Here is a 17,453-nt window from a genome sequence, read left to right on the forward strand (position 1 = left end):
ACGTCCCTCAGAGCAAATGAGGTCATTTAAAACAAGCGCACAAGCCATTGGCTTGTGCGTTTTGCTGCAGCTTAAGTATAGTTCTTATTTTATGATTAATGGCAATAGTCTGAAATTTGATTTTCTAATAATCTTATTAATTTAAAAGGGAGAAGCCATGACGTCATTTATCGGATTTATAGTAGTTATTATCGTATTATCCATCTTAACTGGGATGATGCAGGGGACTAAGAAGAAGAGAGGACGCAGTACGGGCAAGCGGAAACCTGCTGCAAAGAAAAGCAATAATAAAAATGTGAAAACGACCTTTAACCGTTCTTCAACAACGTGCAGACCTGACGATGTACTTTTAAGAACATCTTTGGACAAAATTAATGGTGCTGAGTTTGAGCGGTTATTGTCTCTGTACTTCAGGGATCAAGGCTATAGTGTTAAAGAAGTAGGAGTAGGGGGCAAGGATGGTGGTATAGACTTGGTCATTGTCGATAAACGCGGCGAGAAAACTGCGGTTCAAGCCAAGTGTTATGCTGACCACAATAAAGTACAGGTTATGACGGTTCGCGAACTGGTAGGCGCCAAAAGAAATCATGACTGCATCCTGTCTCTGCTGGTCACTACGTCCGATCTTACAGCGGATGCGAAGCGGGAGGCGGAGCAATTCAAGGTTGATTACTGGCATGGGGGGTCTTGTCGAGAACAAGCTCCGGTCTTGGGGGAAATGGCAGCCTGTCAAAACTAAAGCAAAACCGAAAAGGGCCGTTAATACTACAGTCAAAGATGTAAACTGCGCATGCGGGGCTCCAATGGTTCAGCGTAAAAATAAAGAAGGCGCAGTATTCTGGGGCTGCAGTAATTATCCGAGCTGCCGCAAGACCAGGGCTATATAGGCGTAACAAAAAAAATCTTTAATAAAGAAATGTCGCTTTAACTAGCGTACAATTTATGGGTCACAAGGAGGAAGAAATGACTGAATTACTAGCTCCAGCAGGCAATATGGAGGCTTTAAAAGCTGCAATATCTAATGGTTGTGATGCCATATACTTAGGAATGCAAAAGTTTGGTGCACGTGCATACTCATCTAATTTTGATCTAGAATCGTTAAAAGAGGCTGTTACGTATGCGCACCTGAGGAACGTTAAAATCTATGTTGCCATGAATACCATCGTTTTTGAAAACGAAGTGGAAGAGATGAAAGAGCAGATCCACGAATTAAATAAAATCGGTGTTGATGGCATTATCGTCCAGGACCTGACTGCTTTCGATTATATCGTTAAAAACTTTGTTGATATGGAAGCACATTGTTCAACTCAAATGGGAATCGACGATCTAGACGGAACTTTATTATTTAAAGAACTTGGTGCGAAAAGAGTTGTTCTGTCCCGTGAGGTCAAGGTTGAAAAAGTAAAAGAGATCAAAAGAATAGCTGAAATACCTTTAGAAATTTTCGTTCACGGTGCTTTATGTGTATCTTATTCGGGAAACTGTCTAATGTCAGGATTACTCGGCAATCGATGCGCAAATCGCGGAAGATGTGTGGGTTCATGCCGTAAGGAGTATGAACTAATCGATAAGACAACAGATACATCTTTAGGGAAAAGCTATATTCTATCTACTAAGGACTTAAACACCATCGATTATATCCATGATTTAAAAGAAATCGATTCTTTAAAAATAGAAGGCCGAATGAAGGCGCCTACGTATGTTGCTAATGTTGTATCCAAATATCGCAAGGCCTTAGATCATAAAATAACCGAAGAAGACAAAGAAAATCTGAAAAAAACATTCAATAGAACATTTACTAAAGGGTATTTGTTTCACGAAGACAGGAGAAATATTACAAACATCTTAAGACCTAATAACTTTGGTTATGAAATTGGAACAATCAGCGGGATTGTTAAAGACATGTATGAAATAACACTTACACGTCCTTTAAATCAGAACGATACCATCCGAATCAGTCACAACAATGAAGATGTTAATCTAACGGTTGCCAAACTGTACGATAAAGATGGCGAATTAATCAATAAAGCAGAGGATGTCTGCTATATCAAAATCAAAGAAAAGATGTCTAAGGGAGATTTAGTCTATAAAACGAAGGATTATTTCTATAACAAAGAATTAGAAGCATCACTGGAAAAAGAATTTAAGCGGTTTAACCTCGATATTAGAGTATATGCATGTCCAGATTCAAAGCTTGTCATAGATGCGGAAGGCTTAGGCTTTAATTATTCCTATGAAAGCGAGGAAATACTGGGCGAAGCCATTAATAATCCAACAACGAAAGACCAGGTAATCAAGCAATTCTCAAGATTGAATGATACTATATTCGAACTTCATCATGTCGATTATGAGGAATGCAATGCATTTATTCCAGCTAAACTGTTAAATGCAGCAAGAAGAGATATTGTACTGGGCTTGTATGACTTAAAGCTTAACAGCCAGCAGAAAAGAACCAAGGCTTTGGAAGCAAAAGAAAAAATAAGCTTTACCCCTGGAAAACCATACCTTACGGCCTCTGTAACGACTAAGGAACAGTACGATGCTTGCGTGAGCTGTGGAATTAAGGAAATCTATTACGAAAATGTGGTTAGAAGAAATCAGAATGATTATAAGGAACAAGAAGGACAGCTACTAATTGGAGGATATGGGGGGATTAATCACTATAGAGAAACAAACCCGTTTGTTACGGACTATTCTCTAAATGTTATTAATGCCACTAGTTGCTATGAATTATATAAATTAGGTGCTAAACGAGTCACTTTATCTTATGAATTGAATAAGAGCCAAATTGAAGATTTAATGAATGCCTATTATAAAGAAAATGACGGCTATCCTGCACTGGAAATGATTGTATATGGCAGGGCTCCTTTGATGTTTACGAAATATTGTCCGATGAAAAAAATGAATCAATGCAGAATTTGCAAAACGAAGAGCTATGAGTTAAAAGATGAGCACGGAACGTTCCCTATCCTTTCCCATAATGATTGTACAACGACTCTCCTTAATGGGAAGACGCTTAATCTGTTGGATGAGCTACCAAACATCAAAGGAATCGAGGCGCTCAGATTAAACTTCACAGTTGAATCCAAAGAGCAGGTTGTGAAAGTCATTAATATGGCTTCAGGCAAATTAAACGGCTCAATGAATAATGCTGTCTTTAATCAGGATACAGACACAAGAGGACATTTTAATAAAGAGATTGTGTAGGTAGCCAAGGGATGGTTCTGGCTATATGATGGCGGGACGAGTGCAGAGTGAATAGCGAAAGAGTTAAGGTATGAAGGAATAGTGAGGCCTTCAATTTCGTTCTATAGATGTTACGGTGAACCGTATCATAAGTAGGGGCAAGATTCTGTTGCACAGCATACCGTTTCGAGGAGGCAGCAATGAATAAAACAGACCGTTTATTAGCTATCGTGCTGGAGTTGCAAGGCAGGAAAGTGGTACGTGCCGAAGATTTGGCGGCCCTGTTTGAAACCAGTGTACGGACCATTTATCGGGATATTCAGGCGATCAGCGAAGCAGGTGTACCGATTATAGGCACTACAGGTACAGGGTATTCCTTAATGGAGGGATATTTTCTGCCGCCGATCAGCTTCACTATAGAGGAAGCCGTGACCTTACTCATAGGGACGGATTTTATCGAGCATCGATTTGATAATGATTATCGTGACAGAGCTAAGGCTGCTCGGAGGAAGATCGAGGCCACTTTATCAGATAGTGTCCGCAATGAGAGCTCCCGTATACGCAAGGCGCTGCGATTGCTTGCTCCGGGCAAACAGGCAGCTCTGTCAAATGAAAGGGATAATCTTGATAAGATTCGCCGGGTAATATTAGATGGGCGAAAGATCAGATTTCATTATTCGAAGAAAAGTACCGATTCTACGGGGAGCCACCATAGCGATCGCACCGTAGCTCCCTATGGCCTCGTACTCGTTGAAGGATCATGGATGCTCGTGGCTTATTGCGACTTACGCCACGATATTCGCCATTTCCGATTGGCCCGAATGTCTGAACTTGTAGAACTGGAGGAGCGATTCGAGCTTCCTGTACATTTTGACTTAAGAGAGTATACCCCTCGGGATGATCGCCACTTGCGAGTTCTTCTTCGATTTAATCATGACCTCGCAGATAAGGTGAAGGAATCCAACTATCATTACATTGAAGAAATGATAGAGCATCAAGCTGGATTAGATGTGGTTTTACGCGTACGCCAACTGGATGAATTGCTGCAATGGGTGCTCGGCTGGGGAGCGGGTGTAATCGTATTGGAGCCTGAATTATTCCGGAATAAGATTCGTGAGGAAGCCCTAAAAATTTCAGAACGCTACTGACATAACGCTGTCAGTAGCGTTGTTTTATTATCAGGTATGTAAACATAAAGGAGTATAGGAAGGAGGGTGTTTTGTGAATTTTGCTTCTGTACGCATCATTACCGACGATGTGAATCGTCTCGCCGAGTTCTATGAAAAAGTCCTGGGTGTTTCGGCGGTGCACCCCGCGCCTGTTTTTGCCGAACTCGTTATGCCGGCATGTACCCTGGCAATCGGCCACTCCCAAACGGCGCAGCTATTCGGCGCTGGTTCCGTAGTGGCAGCGAGCAATCACACTGTCATCATCGAGTTCCGCGTCGACGATGTCGAAGCCGAATACGCACGCTTGAAGCCAATTGTCTATGATTGGGTAAAAGAACCGACCACGATGCCATGGGGAAACCGTTCTATGCTGTTCCGTGATCCCGACGGCAACCTGGTAAACCTCTTCGAGCCGGTGACCGAGGAAGCGATTAAACGGTTCAGCGGCAGGCATTGATTAACTGACCTTCATGAGGGTCATGTCGAGTAACTGGCACAGGGTGTCTGATTTTCTACATCAGACACCCTGCAGTGTTCACGCAGGATTACGCCGCTATTATCTAGTATTTACTATGTCTTCTTTCGTAAGTTCCTGGTATAGGGTAAGTTTCTCTTCGGCGAGAGAAATCATGTAATCAATTTCTTGCCGCCTGGATTCCAGTCCCATCAGATGTTTCTCAAGGATTTCAATCCGCTTTTTTAAGGTAGGATTATAATTAGAGGGATTCTCCCCTTGTTGAATTTTATCCATTACACAGCCCTCACGAGTAAACTCCGTAATCTCCTCAAGCGATAAGCCCAATTTTTTTAGTTTATTTAGACATTGAATGTAGGATACCTCGCTTTCTTTGTAGACACGTGCCCCTCCACTACTACGCTTGGGTTCATGTAGTACCCCGATTTTTTCATAATAACGAATCGTATAAGGAGTTAATCCCGTTTGTACTGACACCTGACTTATCGTAAGCATCCGATTTCTGTCCCTCCTTTTTAATGCTGGTATTGAAAAATATTATACCCTGAAAACTCTCTTGACTTCTAGTTGACTCTAACTTGTAAGTTAACTTTACGAATTGAAATACAGGAACAAACACTAAGGGGTGTAACAATGAACAACGAATATTTCACGATTCAACAAGCAGCGGAAGGGATCTGGGGTGCTATTTCGGTTCCAGGCAGCGGTTCTCTGGGGAATGCAGCAATTATTGATCTTGGGGATTTAACCGTTGTAGTGGATACAACCAACCTGCCGCATTCTGGTGCTTTGTTACGTCATACTGCTGAACAACTAACAAACAAACCGGTTAAATATGTAGTGAATACACATTTTCATGGAGATCATGTCAACGGCAATCAGGAATTTATGAAAAGCGAATTTATATCTACTGTATGGACAAGAGATTTGCTATCAGATATGGGTGAAGTGAATATTGATTTCATGCAGCAAAACATTCAAAAGTTAATGACTAGCCTAAATCATGTACGTTCAAAGCAAAGAGATCCCCACATGCTAACTGAAATCGACTATGATCTTTCCGTACAGCGGGCCCTTTATGATGCCATCCCTTCCCTATGCAGGGTGATCCCCACGATAACTTTTGACGATAAACTCGTTATTCAAGGAACAAAGCGATCAATCGAAGTTTTATCTTACGGAGGCGGTCATTCTTTAAGTGATGCTGTTGTGTACGTTCCAGAAGAGCAAACCTTGATCGCTGGTGATTTAATATCGACTAAGACCATTCCGGTCATACCCTACGGTAATCCATACGCTTGGATACGCATCCTTAAACGCATTCAAAAAGACCTCAAGGTCAATACTGTCGTTCCGGGACATGGAGATGTATCTAATTCAGATCGAATCACGGATGTCATACAATTTTTGGAGAAAACGATCACTTATGTTTCTGGAGCTGTAAAAAGCGGGAAATCAGAGTCTTACTGGCTGGAACAAGGGGTATTAAAAGGCTATGAGGATTGGCATCTGCCCCAGTATTTCAGCTGGAACTTTCGCTGGCTCTTTAACAGTATGCTTGTTCAAAACAACAGATGAGACAACATGAAATAGAGATCTTGAAAAAAACGAAGTAATGGAAGTTGCTGATGTTGGTCTACCACCACTTCTTATTCAGTAGGTTAGGCATGTCTATGGCTGTTGAATCATTTGGAATAATCTTGACAATGCACTGGAGAAAATGGAATTCCGGCGATGTACAAACCATACATGCAAGTCCCGGTACCCTTCAGGAAGACGATGGGAAGATATTTGACCCGCCTCTTCCGCCTTGGTAATTGACGATTGTGGCAGCATAGACACGCCGAATCCAGCGGCTACACCACTTAGAATTACTTCTAACGTTCCAAACTCCATAATCTGATAAGAGCTCATCCCGCTTTCTCCTAGGAATTTCTCAGCTTTTGCGCGATGTGTACATCCAACGTCGAAGAACAACATCGGCTTCGTAAGCAATTCGCGCATGTCACTCTTACCCGGTTCCGAGATCAGCACCAACTCCTCGTTGAAAGCCACAACATGTTCTATATCAAGCTGGTCAATGGGTCCATAGACAAAGGCTCCATCTAGTTCGTAATCAAGCACCTTTTGTAAGAGACCATGCGTTTCGCCAGTGATGAGCGATAGTTTGACATCGGGATATCGTAAGTGATACTTGGTCAGAAGAGGAGTCAGATGAATAACTGCTGTCGTTTCAATGGAACCTAAGCGGAGAAGGCCCGCAGGATGCTCCGAGTATTGTGTGGATTTCACAGCCTCGTCCATCAGAGTCAGTATTTTATCCGTATACTCCAGCAAGTTCTCACCTGCCGGCGTTAACGTCATCCCCCGATTGGATCGACGAAAAAGAGGGAGCTTCAACTCAGCCTCAAGGTACTGAATCCGGTTCGTCACATTGGACTGCACATAGTTCAAGACTTGCGCGGCCTTCGTTATGGTGCCCTCGCGAGCAACAGCTTGAAATATTTTTAAATCTCCACTTTCCATTTCCATGTCACCTGCCTGGTATAATTCTTTATGATAGTCGCCTTCAGTTTTGATCATTTTACTGGATTATATCCTTTATGTACAATTCAATATAGATTCATTAATAACGACTTAAGGGAGTAATCAAGATGAAAGCAATTGTACATGCTGGACAAAGTGGCCTGAAGGGCTTGAAATATAAAGATATTAGGGACCAAAAGCCGGGGGTTGGCGAAGTAAAAGTAAGGATAGAGGCTGCAGGGCTGAACCATAGGGACTTGTTCATCATGGCAGATCGAACAGAACAGGATGTCCCTCTGGTTATTGGTTCTGATGGCGCGGGCAGGATAGAAGCAGTAGGTGAAGGCGTATTCAGCCATCCATTAGGTGCCGATGTCATCATTAATCCATGTATCGGATGGGAATCCGCCGATAATGTTCCGTATGTTCCAGCCATTGTAGGAGGTCCTTCAGATGGTACATTCGCCGAGTCTATCATCATTCCTGCGCAAAATGTCATCAGCAAGCCAGCTTACCTGTCTTGGGAAGAAGCGGGTGTGCTACCCCTGTCCGCCTTGACGGCCTATCGAGCTCTGTTCACGAGAGGCCGCTTACAGCAAGGTGAACACGTCCTTATTCCTGGCATTGGTGGTGGTGTTGCGACTTATGCCATGAAGATGGCTTCAGCGGTGGGTGCGCGTGTTAGTGTGACATCACGTAGTGAAACGAAAAGACAAGCTGCACTCATTAATGGGGCTGACCATGCATTTGACAGTCATAGCGATTGGAGGGAAAGTATGGATGGAGACACCGTCGATCTCATCCTCGACAGCATCGGACCTGCGACGTTCCCACATTACTTTGACATTATTAAACCGGGTGGCCGTATTGTCACGTTTGGGGCAAGCTCGGGAGATCGAATGGAGATCCCGATGCGGTCCATATTTTTTCCCCAAATTAGTATCATTGGTACCTCTATGGGAAGTAGTGAAGAATTTGCTGCTATGCTTCAATTTATGGAACGCCACTTGCTTCGTCCTATCATTGATCGAGTATATCCTTTACAAGATACAGTTCAGGCATTTCACAGAATGCAGAAGGGGGAGCAGTTCGGTAATATTGGAATAAGAATAGATTGAACAGACAACAGGGCAAATGAGGTCGTAAGAAGCGGTTCAGGCTAAATGTTATGCTGACCATAATAAAGTTCAGGTTATGACCGTCCGCGACAAAAGCGATATAAATCTGAGCAAAGAATATCTTTAGCGTTGTGGGGTGTTTTTTGTCCCTATCTTGCCCCTTCAGAGTTGTGAAAGTCATTAATATGGCATCAGGTAAATTAAATGACTCAAAGAGATTGTGTAGTCGTGGAATTCATTAAATGTTCTAAAATCAATCATAAGGATGGCCTTCAGATGAAAATATTATTAGTTGAAGATGATAAGACGATCGCGTCGGGACTGGAATATTCGCTGCAGCAAGAGGGTTATTGGACCGTTCTCTGCCATGATGCCGCTTCAGCCCGAAAGGTGCTCGCCGAAGACATCGATCAGTTCACTTTGTGCCTGTTCGATTTACAGCTTCCAGACGGAACGGGCTATGAATTATGCAAGATGGTGAAGGAACGACGGGATATCCCGGTCATTTTCTTAACAGTGATTGATGATGAGGTCAATGTCGTGATGGGACTCGATATGGGAGCCGATGATTACATTACCAAACCTTTTCGGGTTCGCGAGCTTCTCTCCAGGATCAAGTCCGTCTTGCGGAGGTACCAGAAGCTGTCCCATGCCGGAGCGGTCATTGACATTGACAATGTGCGCATCCATACGCTGGAAGGCAAAGTATATAAAAACGGTGCCGAAATTTCGCTAACCGCCTTGGAATACCGCTTATTGCTGATCTTTGGCAACCACGTTGGACAGGTCCTCACCAGGAATCAGCTCTTGGAGCAAATCTGGGACGTGGCCGGCGACTTCGTGAATGACAACACGTTAACGGTCTATATCAAAAGGCTAAGGGAAAAGCTGGAGGATAATCCAGAGCAGCCGGCTCTGATCAAAACGGTACGCGGTTTAGGCTATAAGGTTGGTGATTAGATGCTGCGCAATCGGGAAAATCAAATATTATTACTCGTCATGGGTTCGATCAGCTTATCGGCGATCGTCATTGCTGCTTTTATTTCGTCCGTCGCCGCAGCCCTCGTTATTATTGTATCCGTGCTGCTTACCGGCACAGCTTTATTATTCACAAAACGGAGATATTACGAGCTAGAGAAGCTGTCCGTCTATTTGCGGGAGATTAGCAGCGGCCAGGCCTCCCTTGACCCTCGCGATAATCAAGAAGGTGAGCTTAGCATCTTAAAGAATGATATTTACAAGGTGACACGCATGCTCTCCGAGCATCGTTCGCTATTGCAGCGGGATAAGCTTCAACTGACCGACGCCATCTCCGATATTTCACATCAGCTCAAAACGCCGATCACCTCTATGACAGTCATGGCAGATCTGTTAAGCGCTCCTGATCTGCCTCCACTCAAAAGAACGGAGTTCACCCATCATATTCGCATTCAGCTTGAACGGATCGATTGGCTTGTTTCATCCTTATTAAAGCTAGCGAAAATGGAAGCGGGAACTATCCCGTTCAAAAAAGATCGAATACACATGGAAACCCTAATCCAAAAGGCACTGGAGCCGGTTATGATTCCGATGGATATTAAGGGACAGACCGTTTCCATCACAGGGGATGACAACGTCTCTTTTGCCGGCGATTTCCATTGGACTGCTGAAGCGGTTATCAATATTTTGAAAAATGGAGTGGAGCATACACCTGAGGGCGGTGCGATTACCATCACATTTTCCGACAACGTGCTATTTACGGAAATCGTTATTGCTGACAACGGAGAGGGCATTCCGAAAGAGGATTTGCCTTATATTTTCAAACGTTTTTATAAAGGAAAAAATGCTAATGAAGGAAGCATCGGTATAGGGCTTGCGATGGCTCACAGCATCATTGCAAGCCAGAACGGCGTGATTGATGTAACGAGCGACAGCGGGAGGGGTACAGAGTTTCGGATCAAATTTTATAAGCATGTGATTTAACAGCACTCCGTAAGTGACTGAACTGTCACCTCCAACGTCACTGTAAAGTCATTTTGGACAGGTAAAATGATATTCATCAGATGAACGATGGAGGTACAACCATGCAAGTGAAGCAGCAGCGCAAGATTACTTTTATTATCACGATAGGCTACACCCTGATTATTCTTTATTTTATGCTTTTTGCTTTCGGCAGAGCGGATAAGGTAGATCAAATCAGCCAGTACACCTTTATTTTTTTGCCGGACGGTTTTTTTAGGGTGCCGGGTCTTTCCGATCTTCTACATCCGACACTGATGGACTTGGTGGGTATTGGAAACTTTGCAGCCTTCATACCTTTTGGCATACTGTTTCCGCTGTTATACCGCACCAGCTTTGTTCGCTTCATGACAGGGTTTATCCTGTCCATTCTTGTGGTGGAGACCATCCAGGCACTAACATTCCTCGGCAGCTTTGACATGAACGACGTCATACAGAACTCATTGGGCGCTGCTATTGGATTCGGGGCGTACCAGATTGGCTTCCGTACAAAAAACTACTGGAGAAATATCGCTGCTACGGGAATTGCCAGTGCTGTCTTAATGATCGGCGTGTGGGGGGTCTTCGGAGTAGTTGATCAAGTGTTCACCAAAGAGTTGGCCCCTTTTGTAGCGATAAACGAATGGGAAGATAGTACCGGAAATCGAGTAACGGGAACCAAACAGGACAGTCTTAAGATTGGCGGTCAAGACGTGACACCCCAATATAATGTGTATGGCATGGAAGGTAAAAAGAAGGAAACATATACGTATTCGCTAGGCAATAAGGGAGATCTGTATCTTAGCTTGAATTATGGAATTCCTGATCATAAGGATTTTCAGGGCAGCCTTAAGGTTACCGTTGACGCGCATGAGCTCCTGTCTGTATCTGCAGAAGATCAGCTCCATGAGCCGGACAATAGGATCCTTCATCTCACCGGGGCTAAAGAGCTTAAGATAACCATTGAGGGGAATGAAATCCTTTGGGATGTTGGATATAGAGAGATGGTATATAACTGGAATTGAGCATCTAGGGAAGGAGGGATGGCAATGGAGATTCTAACCATTGAAAATTTGTCCAAAATATACGGCACAGGCGAATCGGCGGTGAAGGCGCTTGATGATGTTTCCTTTTCGGTCCAAAAAGGTGAATTCGTCGTAATTATCGGACCTTCCGGATCGGGGAAATCGACACTCCTTCATATGCTGGGCGGTGTGGATCGACCGACTGGCGGGAAAGTGTATGTTCAGGATACGGATATGTATACCTTGGACGAAACGCAGCTGGCCATCTTCAGACGCAGGCAAATCGGGCTGATCTACCAGTTTTTCAATCTGATTCCCGTCCTGACGGTGGAAGAGAATATTACGCTGCCGCTCTTGCTGGATCAACAAAAGGTAGATCAAAAGCAACTGGCTGATCTTGTGAATACGTTGAATTTGCAGCATCGATTAAACCATCTGCCGAATCAGCTATCCGGTGGACAGCAGCAGCGTGTCTCGATTGGCAGGGCGATCATCGGCAATCCTGCGATCATGCTGGCTGACGAACCCACCGGGAATCTGGACAGCAGGAATAGCAGCGAGATCGTCGATTTATTGAAAATGCTGAATAAGACCTATCATCAGACACTGATCGTAATCACTCATGACGAACGGATCGCCCTGCAAGCCGACAGAATCATTTCAATTGAAGATGGGAGGATTGCCAAAGACGAGGTGATAAGGCGATGAATATTGTCAATACATTAACCATCCGGCATCTGAAGCAGAACAAGAGACGAACACTTGTGACTATTCTTGGCGTAATTATTTCGGTATCCATGATGACCGCTGTCATTACGCTTATTTTTTCCTTTGCGGATTTAATGATCAGACAAACTATCACAGATACAGGGGAGTGGCATATTCAGTATCAAGATATAACCAAGGAACAGCTTGCGGCGATACAGGGCGATGATGCAACCAAAACGGTTGCAATCACAAGAGACCTTGGGTATGCCCCATTAGAAGGGGGACAAAATTCCAATAAGCCGTACTTGTTCATTAAGGAATATGATGTGCAAGGGTTCACACAATTTCAGATTGAAATAAGCAAGGGGCGTCTTCCGCACACGGACAAGGAGGTTGTGATCTCCGAGTCTGTTGCAACAAATGGCAAAGTGAAGTACGAAATCGGCGACCGTCTAACGCTTCGCGTCGGCGACCGATTCGAACAAGGGGGCGATCATCCCCTGGATCAGACGGAACCGCTGCGCAGGGAAGACGGCACATTGACCGAGACATTACAGCATAGCATAATTAAGGATTATACGGTGGTAGGCTTCATTAAACCTCCGGTGTCGGAAACGGCTCGGGCCCCGGGTTATACGATCATTAGCTATGTCGATGATCATATCATCGGGGGGGACGATCGGGTCGATGCGTCGGTGGTCTTGCAGCAGGTCAATCCGTTCTTGTTCGCACATGCGGAGAAGCTGGCTGAGAAAAACCAAATGGACACTGTCCAATATAATAACGATTTGCTTCGTTATTATGGCTTGTCCAGCAGCGGAGCCTCATCCAGCATGATGTTCTCATTATCGGCAATCATTATGGGGGCCATTATAATTGGCTCGGTTGGGCTCATCTATAACGCTTTTGCGATATCCGTCTCGGAACGTTCCCGCCATTTAGGGATGCTCGCGAGCGTGGGGGCGACGAAAAGGCAGAAGCGAAATTCCGTATTTTTTGAAGGTATCGTCATTGGTTTGATCAGCATTCCCATTGGCATCTTATGCGGTCTTGCCGGAATCGGAATCACCTTTTCGTTCATGAACACAATGATTGAAGGAGCATTATGGACTAGTGAAAAGCTGAGGCTTATCGTCACGCCGTTATTGCTCTTGATTACTTGTCTTGTTTCGATGCTGACGATTTTCGTTTCGGCGTATCTCCCGGCGGTTAAAGCATCCAGGGTATCTCCCATGGACGCGATTCGCCAAACCACCGACGTAAAGCTTACGGCCAAAGCAGTGAAGACGTCGAAGATCATTCGTAAGCTCTTCGGAATCGAAGCAGAAATCGGGCTGAAAAACTTAAAAAGGAACAAACGAAGATATCATGTTATTCTTTTTTCGCTGGTCATCAGCATCGTTTTGTTTTTGACGATATCGTTTTTCACGACTGGCCTGACACAATCTCTGGCATTGTCGCTGGAAGGCATCAATTACGATATTGAAGTGTCGTCCAGTAATGGCGAAAGACTAGATGACCGGTTGATGCAATCGCTTGTATCTCTGGATGGCGTCACGGAATACAGCGTCAGTCATGAGTTAGTCAGGAACGCTTGGGTCGATGCAGCAAGCATCGCCGACGAGTTGCAAGAGAAGGTTAAGCAGGATAAGAGTATGCTGCAAGACGGGAAATACCCTTACGAAATTAAGCTCTATGCACTGAATGATTCGAGCCTGCAAGCCTATGCCAGAGCGGCTCACGCAGATTACGAACAGCTTACGGATCTGGATCATCCCGCCGCAATCGTGATGGATACGATTCATTACAAAGATATAGATACGGGTAAATATATTCAGACGAAGTCCATATATGCGAATATCGGTCAACATATCGAGCTAACGAGTTTTTTTAATGAGAGCGGGGAAGAAACGAAAGCAAATAAAGTGATATTTGCCGCATTGACGGATAAGGCACCGATGGGGATGAGCCCGGTAGGCGTAGGCGGGTTAAATATGATCGTGTCGGAACGCGTCATGAATCGGCTGGCAGACGGCGAGGAGCTGGCTAACGCTTCGATGTATCTCCATTTGAAAAGCACGGAACCGGTGAAAACGCAGCAGGAAATTGAAGCATTGAATGAGACCAATCTGAATGTCTACAATGTATATCAATCCAGAATAAGAGAAGAACAACAGATTCTGCTGATGAACGTCTTTTCTTACGGTTTTATCGTATTAATCTCTGCGATTTCCGTTGCGAACATCTTTAATACGATCTCAACAGGGCTGGCTCTTCGCAAACGGGAATTTGCAATGCTGAAATCCGTAGGCGCGACGCCAAAGGGGTTTGCAAAAATGCTGAACTATGAGAGTGTTTTTTATGGGGTCAAGTCGCTCTTGTATGGGCTTCCTGTCAGTTTCGCCGTGATGGTTCTGATCTATAAAGCATTTGCGAACAAATTCAGCTATGGGTTCACCCTGCCCTGGATGAGCATTCTGTCTGTCATTGTGTGTGTATTTGTCATTGTCAGCTCTGCGGTTGTTTATTCCGGAGCTAAAGTAAAAAAGGAGAATATTATTGATGCATTAAAGCAAGAGAATATATGATTCACTTATTTCACCCAGAGGAGGAGACGTCACCCGACGTCACACACAATCATGCGAGTCGACCGATTGCTCTCCATGCTGCTGATCATCTCCGGTAAAGGCACAGTAACGGGCAAGGAGCTTGCCGAGCATTTCGAGGTATCCTTACGGACGATCTATCGGGATATCGAAAAAATAAGCGAAGCCGGCATACCGGTTGCCTCGTCCAGCGGTAAGGGCGGAGGATACTATATTATGGACAGTTATAATATAAGCGGCCTCTTTTTAAACCGGGATGAAGCTCATACGTTTGTAGCTGTAATGAAGAATTTACACAGCTTGTTTGGCAGGAACGAAGCTTTTAATGACATCATGCTAAAGGTTGAGCATACCTATAAGCAGGAGCCCGAGAAGCACAAGCTGACTCTGGATATGTCCCATTTCAGCATGGAGCAGGAAATTAAAGAATACATTGGGATCATAAGCAAGGCCATCACGGATAACAGACTGCTGGTGTTCGACTATATCAACAGGGATATGGAATACCTGGAGCGAACGGTAGAGCCAAGCTGGATTGACTTTCGCCACGGAGATTGGTATGTGATAGGTTTTTGCCGGGTCAGAGAGGATTACCGCAGATTCAAGCTCGTGCGGATCAAGCAACTCAGACAGGGGCCGCCTTTTGCAAAAAGAGAGCTGCCGGAAGACCAAATCGCCGAGGTTATTAAGCAAAGCTATTCGCAGCGGGACATACAGGTTGTGCTCAGATTCACTCCGCGAATTGGCGCGCAGCTTCCCGAGTATTTTGAGAAAGAGAAGATTAGCCGGCGTGAAGACGGCTTCTATCTCGTGAGGGATACTTATCCTTATGAGGAGGGTCTGCTGAAATTCATTCTAAGCTTCGGCAAGGAGTGCGAGCTGCTGGAGCCTCGTGAATTACGGGCGGAGCTGCAGCAATATATGCAGAATATGCTTCTATCCTACAATGACTGACGCCCTGGTGTCAGTCATTGTGTTCTATAGTAGGGATATCGGCGGGAGAAATACATAACGCCCGCTATAACTAGGCTAGGAGTGAAACGATTAAATGAAAGCCGGCATTGTGCACAATGATTGCAATGAATGGGATACGGAGGACACACGAATAGAACTGATACGGAAGCTGCAAAGATTGGAGGAGGAACGCTATATCCTGCGTGAGGGAGAAAGGTTACAAGACTTTACCTGTCTGATGCTGCGGCATATTGGCGATCCGGAGTCAGAGCTCCGCGAGCATATCTATTCCACTTTTCACATATGGCTAAAGCGCGATAATAAGTTCTCCTGTGCGGAAATGCGGCAACTTTTGGCTGTCCTGATGGATGACCGGCATTTGTTCTATCGGATTGGAAGCGAGGGTGACCATAGCGTACTCACCAGGGCGTTTGCGGTTCTGCCTGTCGTTCTTATTGTACAGCGGCACAGGAATAATTCATTCTTGACTCCGGATGAGTTCCGGCATCTAAAGCATTCGCTGCTTCGCTACTACCAGGAGGAGAAGGACCTGCGCGGTTATCTGGCAGTTGAAGGCTGGGCTCATGCCGCGGCCCACGGGGCGGATGCCCTGGAGGAGCTGATCCGCTGTCCGGAAAGCGATAATGCAGTGCAACGCGAGGTGCTGGGGGCGATTACAGGGATGCTGCATAACGGTGTCCGGATTTTTGACGAGGAGGAAGACGAGCGCATGGCCAGCATTGTGGACACGATGATTAGCGAAGCGCTGCTTCCGCAGCAGGAGATTGCCGACTGGATTCATAGCTTGTCGCAATGTACGGAATGGCCGGATACGCGCGCACAGAGAGTCGCCAGAGTAAACGGGAAAAATTTTGTGCGCAGCCTGTATTTCAGATCAAGGGTCCGGAGTGACGGAAATAATCTTATTCTTACCGGTGCCATGCTGACGGCTGAAGCTAAATTAAACTGCTTTAAAGAGGCTAATTAAGAAGTGCGCTAGAAATGATACATATGGAGGTAATTAAGTTTGAGTACTCACTACTATTTCAGTTGGTTTAATCATTTTTTTCCAGAGAAGCTGGTCCATTGTTTGCAGGAGGATATACAAGACAGACAATCGCTTGTTATGATTAGCGCTGACCCGTCTGGTTACACAGATGAGCCAATTAACTTTGATGAACTTTCTGAATGGACATGGCTGAATCAGGCTAACATTATTTTTGATGAATATCATTTCATTGATTACCGTATGCAGAAGGAGGATGCCCAGAGGTTCATTCACAACGCTTCTGTCATTTTATTATGCGGCGGGTATCCTGTTTTGCAGAAGGATTTTTTGGCGGATTATGAATTATCGGGTGTTATTAAGAACAGCAATGCCGTTATACTGGGTGCCAGCGCCGGTGCGCTAAACATGTCTGCTCAATGGTTAAGCTTGAATGACACTGGTCATGAAGTTGAAACGAGTACGATTTATGAGGGGATTGGCTTTGATCATTTTGCCTATGAATCCCATTCTAAGCGTGGCTACGCCACGTTTGTTCAAGGCTACCTGTTCCCCTTGTCTGAAGAGATTGATGTTTATGCGGCAGAACAGGAGAGCGCTATACGTGTAAAGGACGGCAAAATAGAAACAATGGGTCCTTTATATTTAATTTCCCGCTCAAAGATTCAGATATTGGTTGAGACGCTCTAATTAGAGAGAGGGG

General features: G+C 44.8%; 17 protein-coding genes. 15 read left to right on the top strand and 2 right to left on the bottom strand.

All coding sequences use genetic code 11. The features are described 5' to 3' along the window. Positions 1–157: 157 nt before the first annotated feature. From NSU14_RS32630 to NSU14_RS32650, 5 genes are all read left to right on the top strand, one after another. The gene (locus tag NSU14_RS32630) at positions 158–739 is read left to right on the top strand and encodes a restriction endonuclease (RefSeq protein ID WP_340948524.1); all 582 of its coding nucleotides are present in this window, start codon (positions 158–160) and stop codon (positions 737–739) included. 64 nt (positions 740–803) lie between these two features. After that, entirely contained in the window at positions 804–887 is an 84-nt protein-coding gene (locus NSU14_RS32635) for a topoisomerase DNA-binding C4 zinc finger domain-containing protein (protein WP_340949029.1), read from the top strand. A 76-nt stretch (positions 888–963) separates the two neighbouring features. Continuing rightward, positions 964–3,207 carry a U32 family peptidase gene (locus NSU14_RS32640; RefSeq protein WP_340948525.1) on the top strand — a complete coding sequence of 748 codons (2,244 nt, stop codon included), beginning with the start codon at positions 964–966 and terminating at the stop codon, positions 3,205–3,207. 179 nt (positions 3,208–3,386) lie between these two features. Next, positions 3,387–4,334, top strand: a complete 948-nt coding sequence (locus NSU14_RS32645; RefSeq protein WP_340948526.1) for a helix-turn-helix transcriptional regulator — start codon at positions 3,387–3,389, stop codon at positions 4,332–4,334. Between the two features lie 73 nt (positions 4,335–4,407). Then, positions 4,408–4,812: a VOC family protein gene (locus NSU14_RS32650; RefSeq protein ID WP_171717749.1), complete on the top strand. Its 405-nt coding sequence runs from the start codon at positions 4,408–4,410 to the stop codon at positions 4,810–4,812. Positions 4,813–4,911: 99 nt separating this feature from the next. Here the strand turns inward: NSU14_RS32650 and NSU14_RS32655 are convergent, their stop codons facing one another. After that, entirely contained in the window at positions 4,912–5,325 is a 414-nt protein-coding gene (locus NSU14_RS32655; RefSeq protein WP_042140568.1) for a MerR family transcriptional regulator, read from the bottom strand. Positions 5,326–5,463: 138 nt separating this feature from the next. Here NSU14_RS32655 and NSU14_RS32660 point away from each other — a divergent pair, with 138 nt between their 5' ends. Then, positions 5,464–6,408 (top strand): MBL fold metallo-hydrolase, encoded by a 945-nt coding sequence (locus tag NSU14_RS32660; RefSeq protein ID WP_340948529.1) that lies wholly within the window; start codon positions 5,464–5,466, stop codon positions 6,406–6,408. A gap of 93 nt (positions 6,409–6,501) precedes the next feature. Here the strand turns inward: NSU14_RS32660 and NSU14_RS32665 are convergent, their stop codons facing one another. After that, on the bottom strand, positions 6,502–7,356 hold the full coding sequence (locus tag NSU14_RS32665; protein ID WP_042141825.1) for a LysR family transcriptional regulator: 855 nt from the start codon (positions 7,354–7,356) through the stop codon (positions 6,502–6,504). A 128-nt stretch (positions 7,357–7,484) separates the two neighbouring features. Between NSU14_RS32665 and NSU14_RS32670 the strand changes: the two genes are divergently transcribed. From NSU14_RS32670 to NSU14_RS32710, 9 genes are all read left to right on the top strand, one after another. After that, positions 7,485–8,474, top strand: a complete 990-nt coding sequence (locus NSU14_RS32670; RefSeq protein WP_042140566.1) for a zinc-binding dehydrogenase — start codon at positions 7,485–7,487, stop codon at positions 8,472–8,474. Positions 8,475–8,750: 276 nt separating this feature from the next. After that, positions 8,751–9,434, top strand: coding sequence for a response regulator transcription factor (locus NSU14_RS32675; RefSeq protein WP_042141824.1), 684 nt, complete (start codon positions 8,751–8,753; stop codon positions 9,432–9,434). Beyond that, the gene (locus NSU14_RS32680; RefSeq protein WP_340948531.1) at positions 9,435–10,436 is read left to right on the top strand and encodes a sensor histidine kinase; all 1,002 of its coding nucleotides are present in this window, start codon (positions 9,435–9,437) and stop codon (positions 10,434–10,436) included. 101 nt (positions 10,437–10,537) lie between these two features. Continuing rightward, on the top strand, positions 10,538–11,476 hold the full coding sequence (locus NSU14_RS32685) for a VanZ family protein (RefSeq protein ID WP_340948533.1): 939 nt from the start codon (positions 10,538–10,540) through the stop codon (positions 11,474–11,476). Positions 11,477–11,500: 24 nt separating this feature from the next. After that, positions 11,501–12,184 carry an ABC transporter ATP-binding protein gene (locus NSU14_RS32690; protein ID WP_039295964.1) on the top strand — a complete coding sequence of 228 codons (684 nt, stop codon included), beginning with the start codon at positions 11,501–11,503 and terminating at the stop codon, positions 12,182–12,184. Continuing rightward, positions 12,181–14,772: an FtsX-like permease family protein gene (locus NSU14_RS32695; RefSeq protein WP_340948534.1), complete on the top strand. Its 2,592-nt coding sequence runs from the start codon at positions 12,181–12,183 to the stop codon at positions 14,770–14,772. Before NSU14_RS32690 ends, NSU14_RS32695 begins: the two co-directional genes overlap by 4 nt. 51 nt (positions 14,773–14,823) lie before the next feature. Next, positions 14,824–15,744: a helix-turn-helix transcriptional regulator gene (locus tag NSU14_RS32700; protein WP_340948536.1), complete on the top strand. Its 921-nt coding sequence runs from the start codon at positions 14,824–14,826 to the stop codon at positions 15,742–15,744. Between the two features lie 94 nt (positions 15,745–15,838). Next, positions 15,839–16,732, top strand: coding sequence for a DUF2785 domain-containing protein (locus NSU14_RS32705; RefSeq protein WP_340948537.1), 894 nt, complete (start codon positions 15,839–15,841; stop codon positions 16,730–16,732). 39 nt (positions 16,733–16,771) lie between these two features. Then, on the top strand, positions 16,772–17,440 hold the full coding sequence (locus NSU14_RS32710) for a cyanophycinase (RefSeq protein ID WP_340948539.1): 669 nt from the start codon (positions 16,772–16,774) through the stop codon (positions 17,438–17,440). The last annotated feature ends 13 nt before the right edge of the window (positions 17,441–17,453 follow it).

The sequence above is a fragment of the Paenibacillus sp. FSL R10-2771 genome (genome assembly GCF_038000205.1).
GTDB classification, from domain to species: Bacteria; Bacillota; Bacilli; order Paenibacillales; family Paenibacillaceae; genus Paenibacillus_AQ; species Paenibacillus_AQ phytohabitans.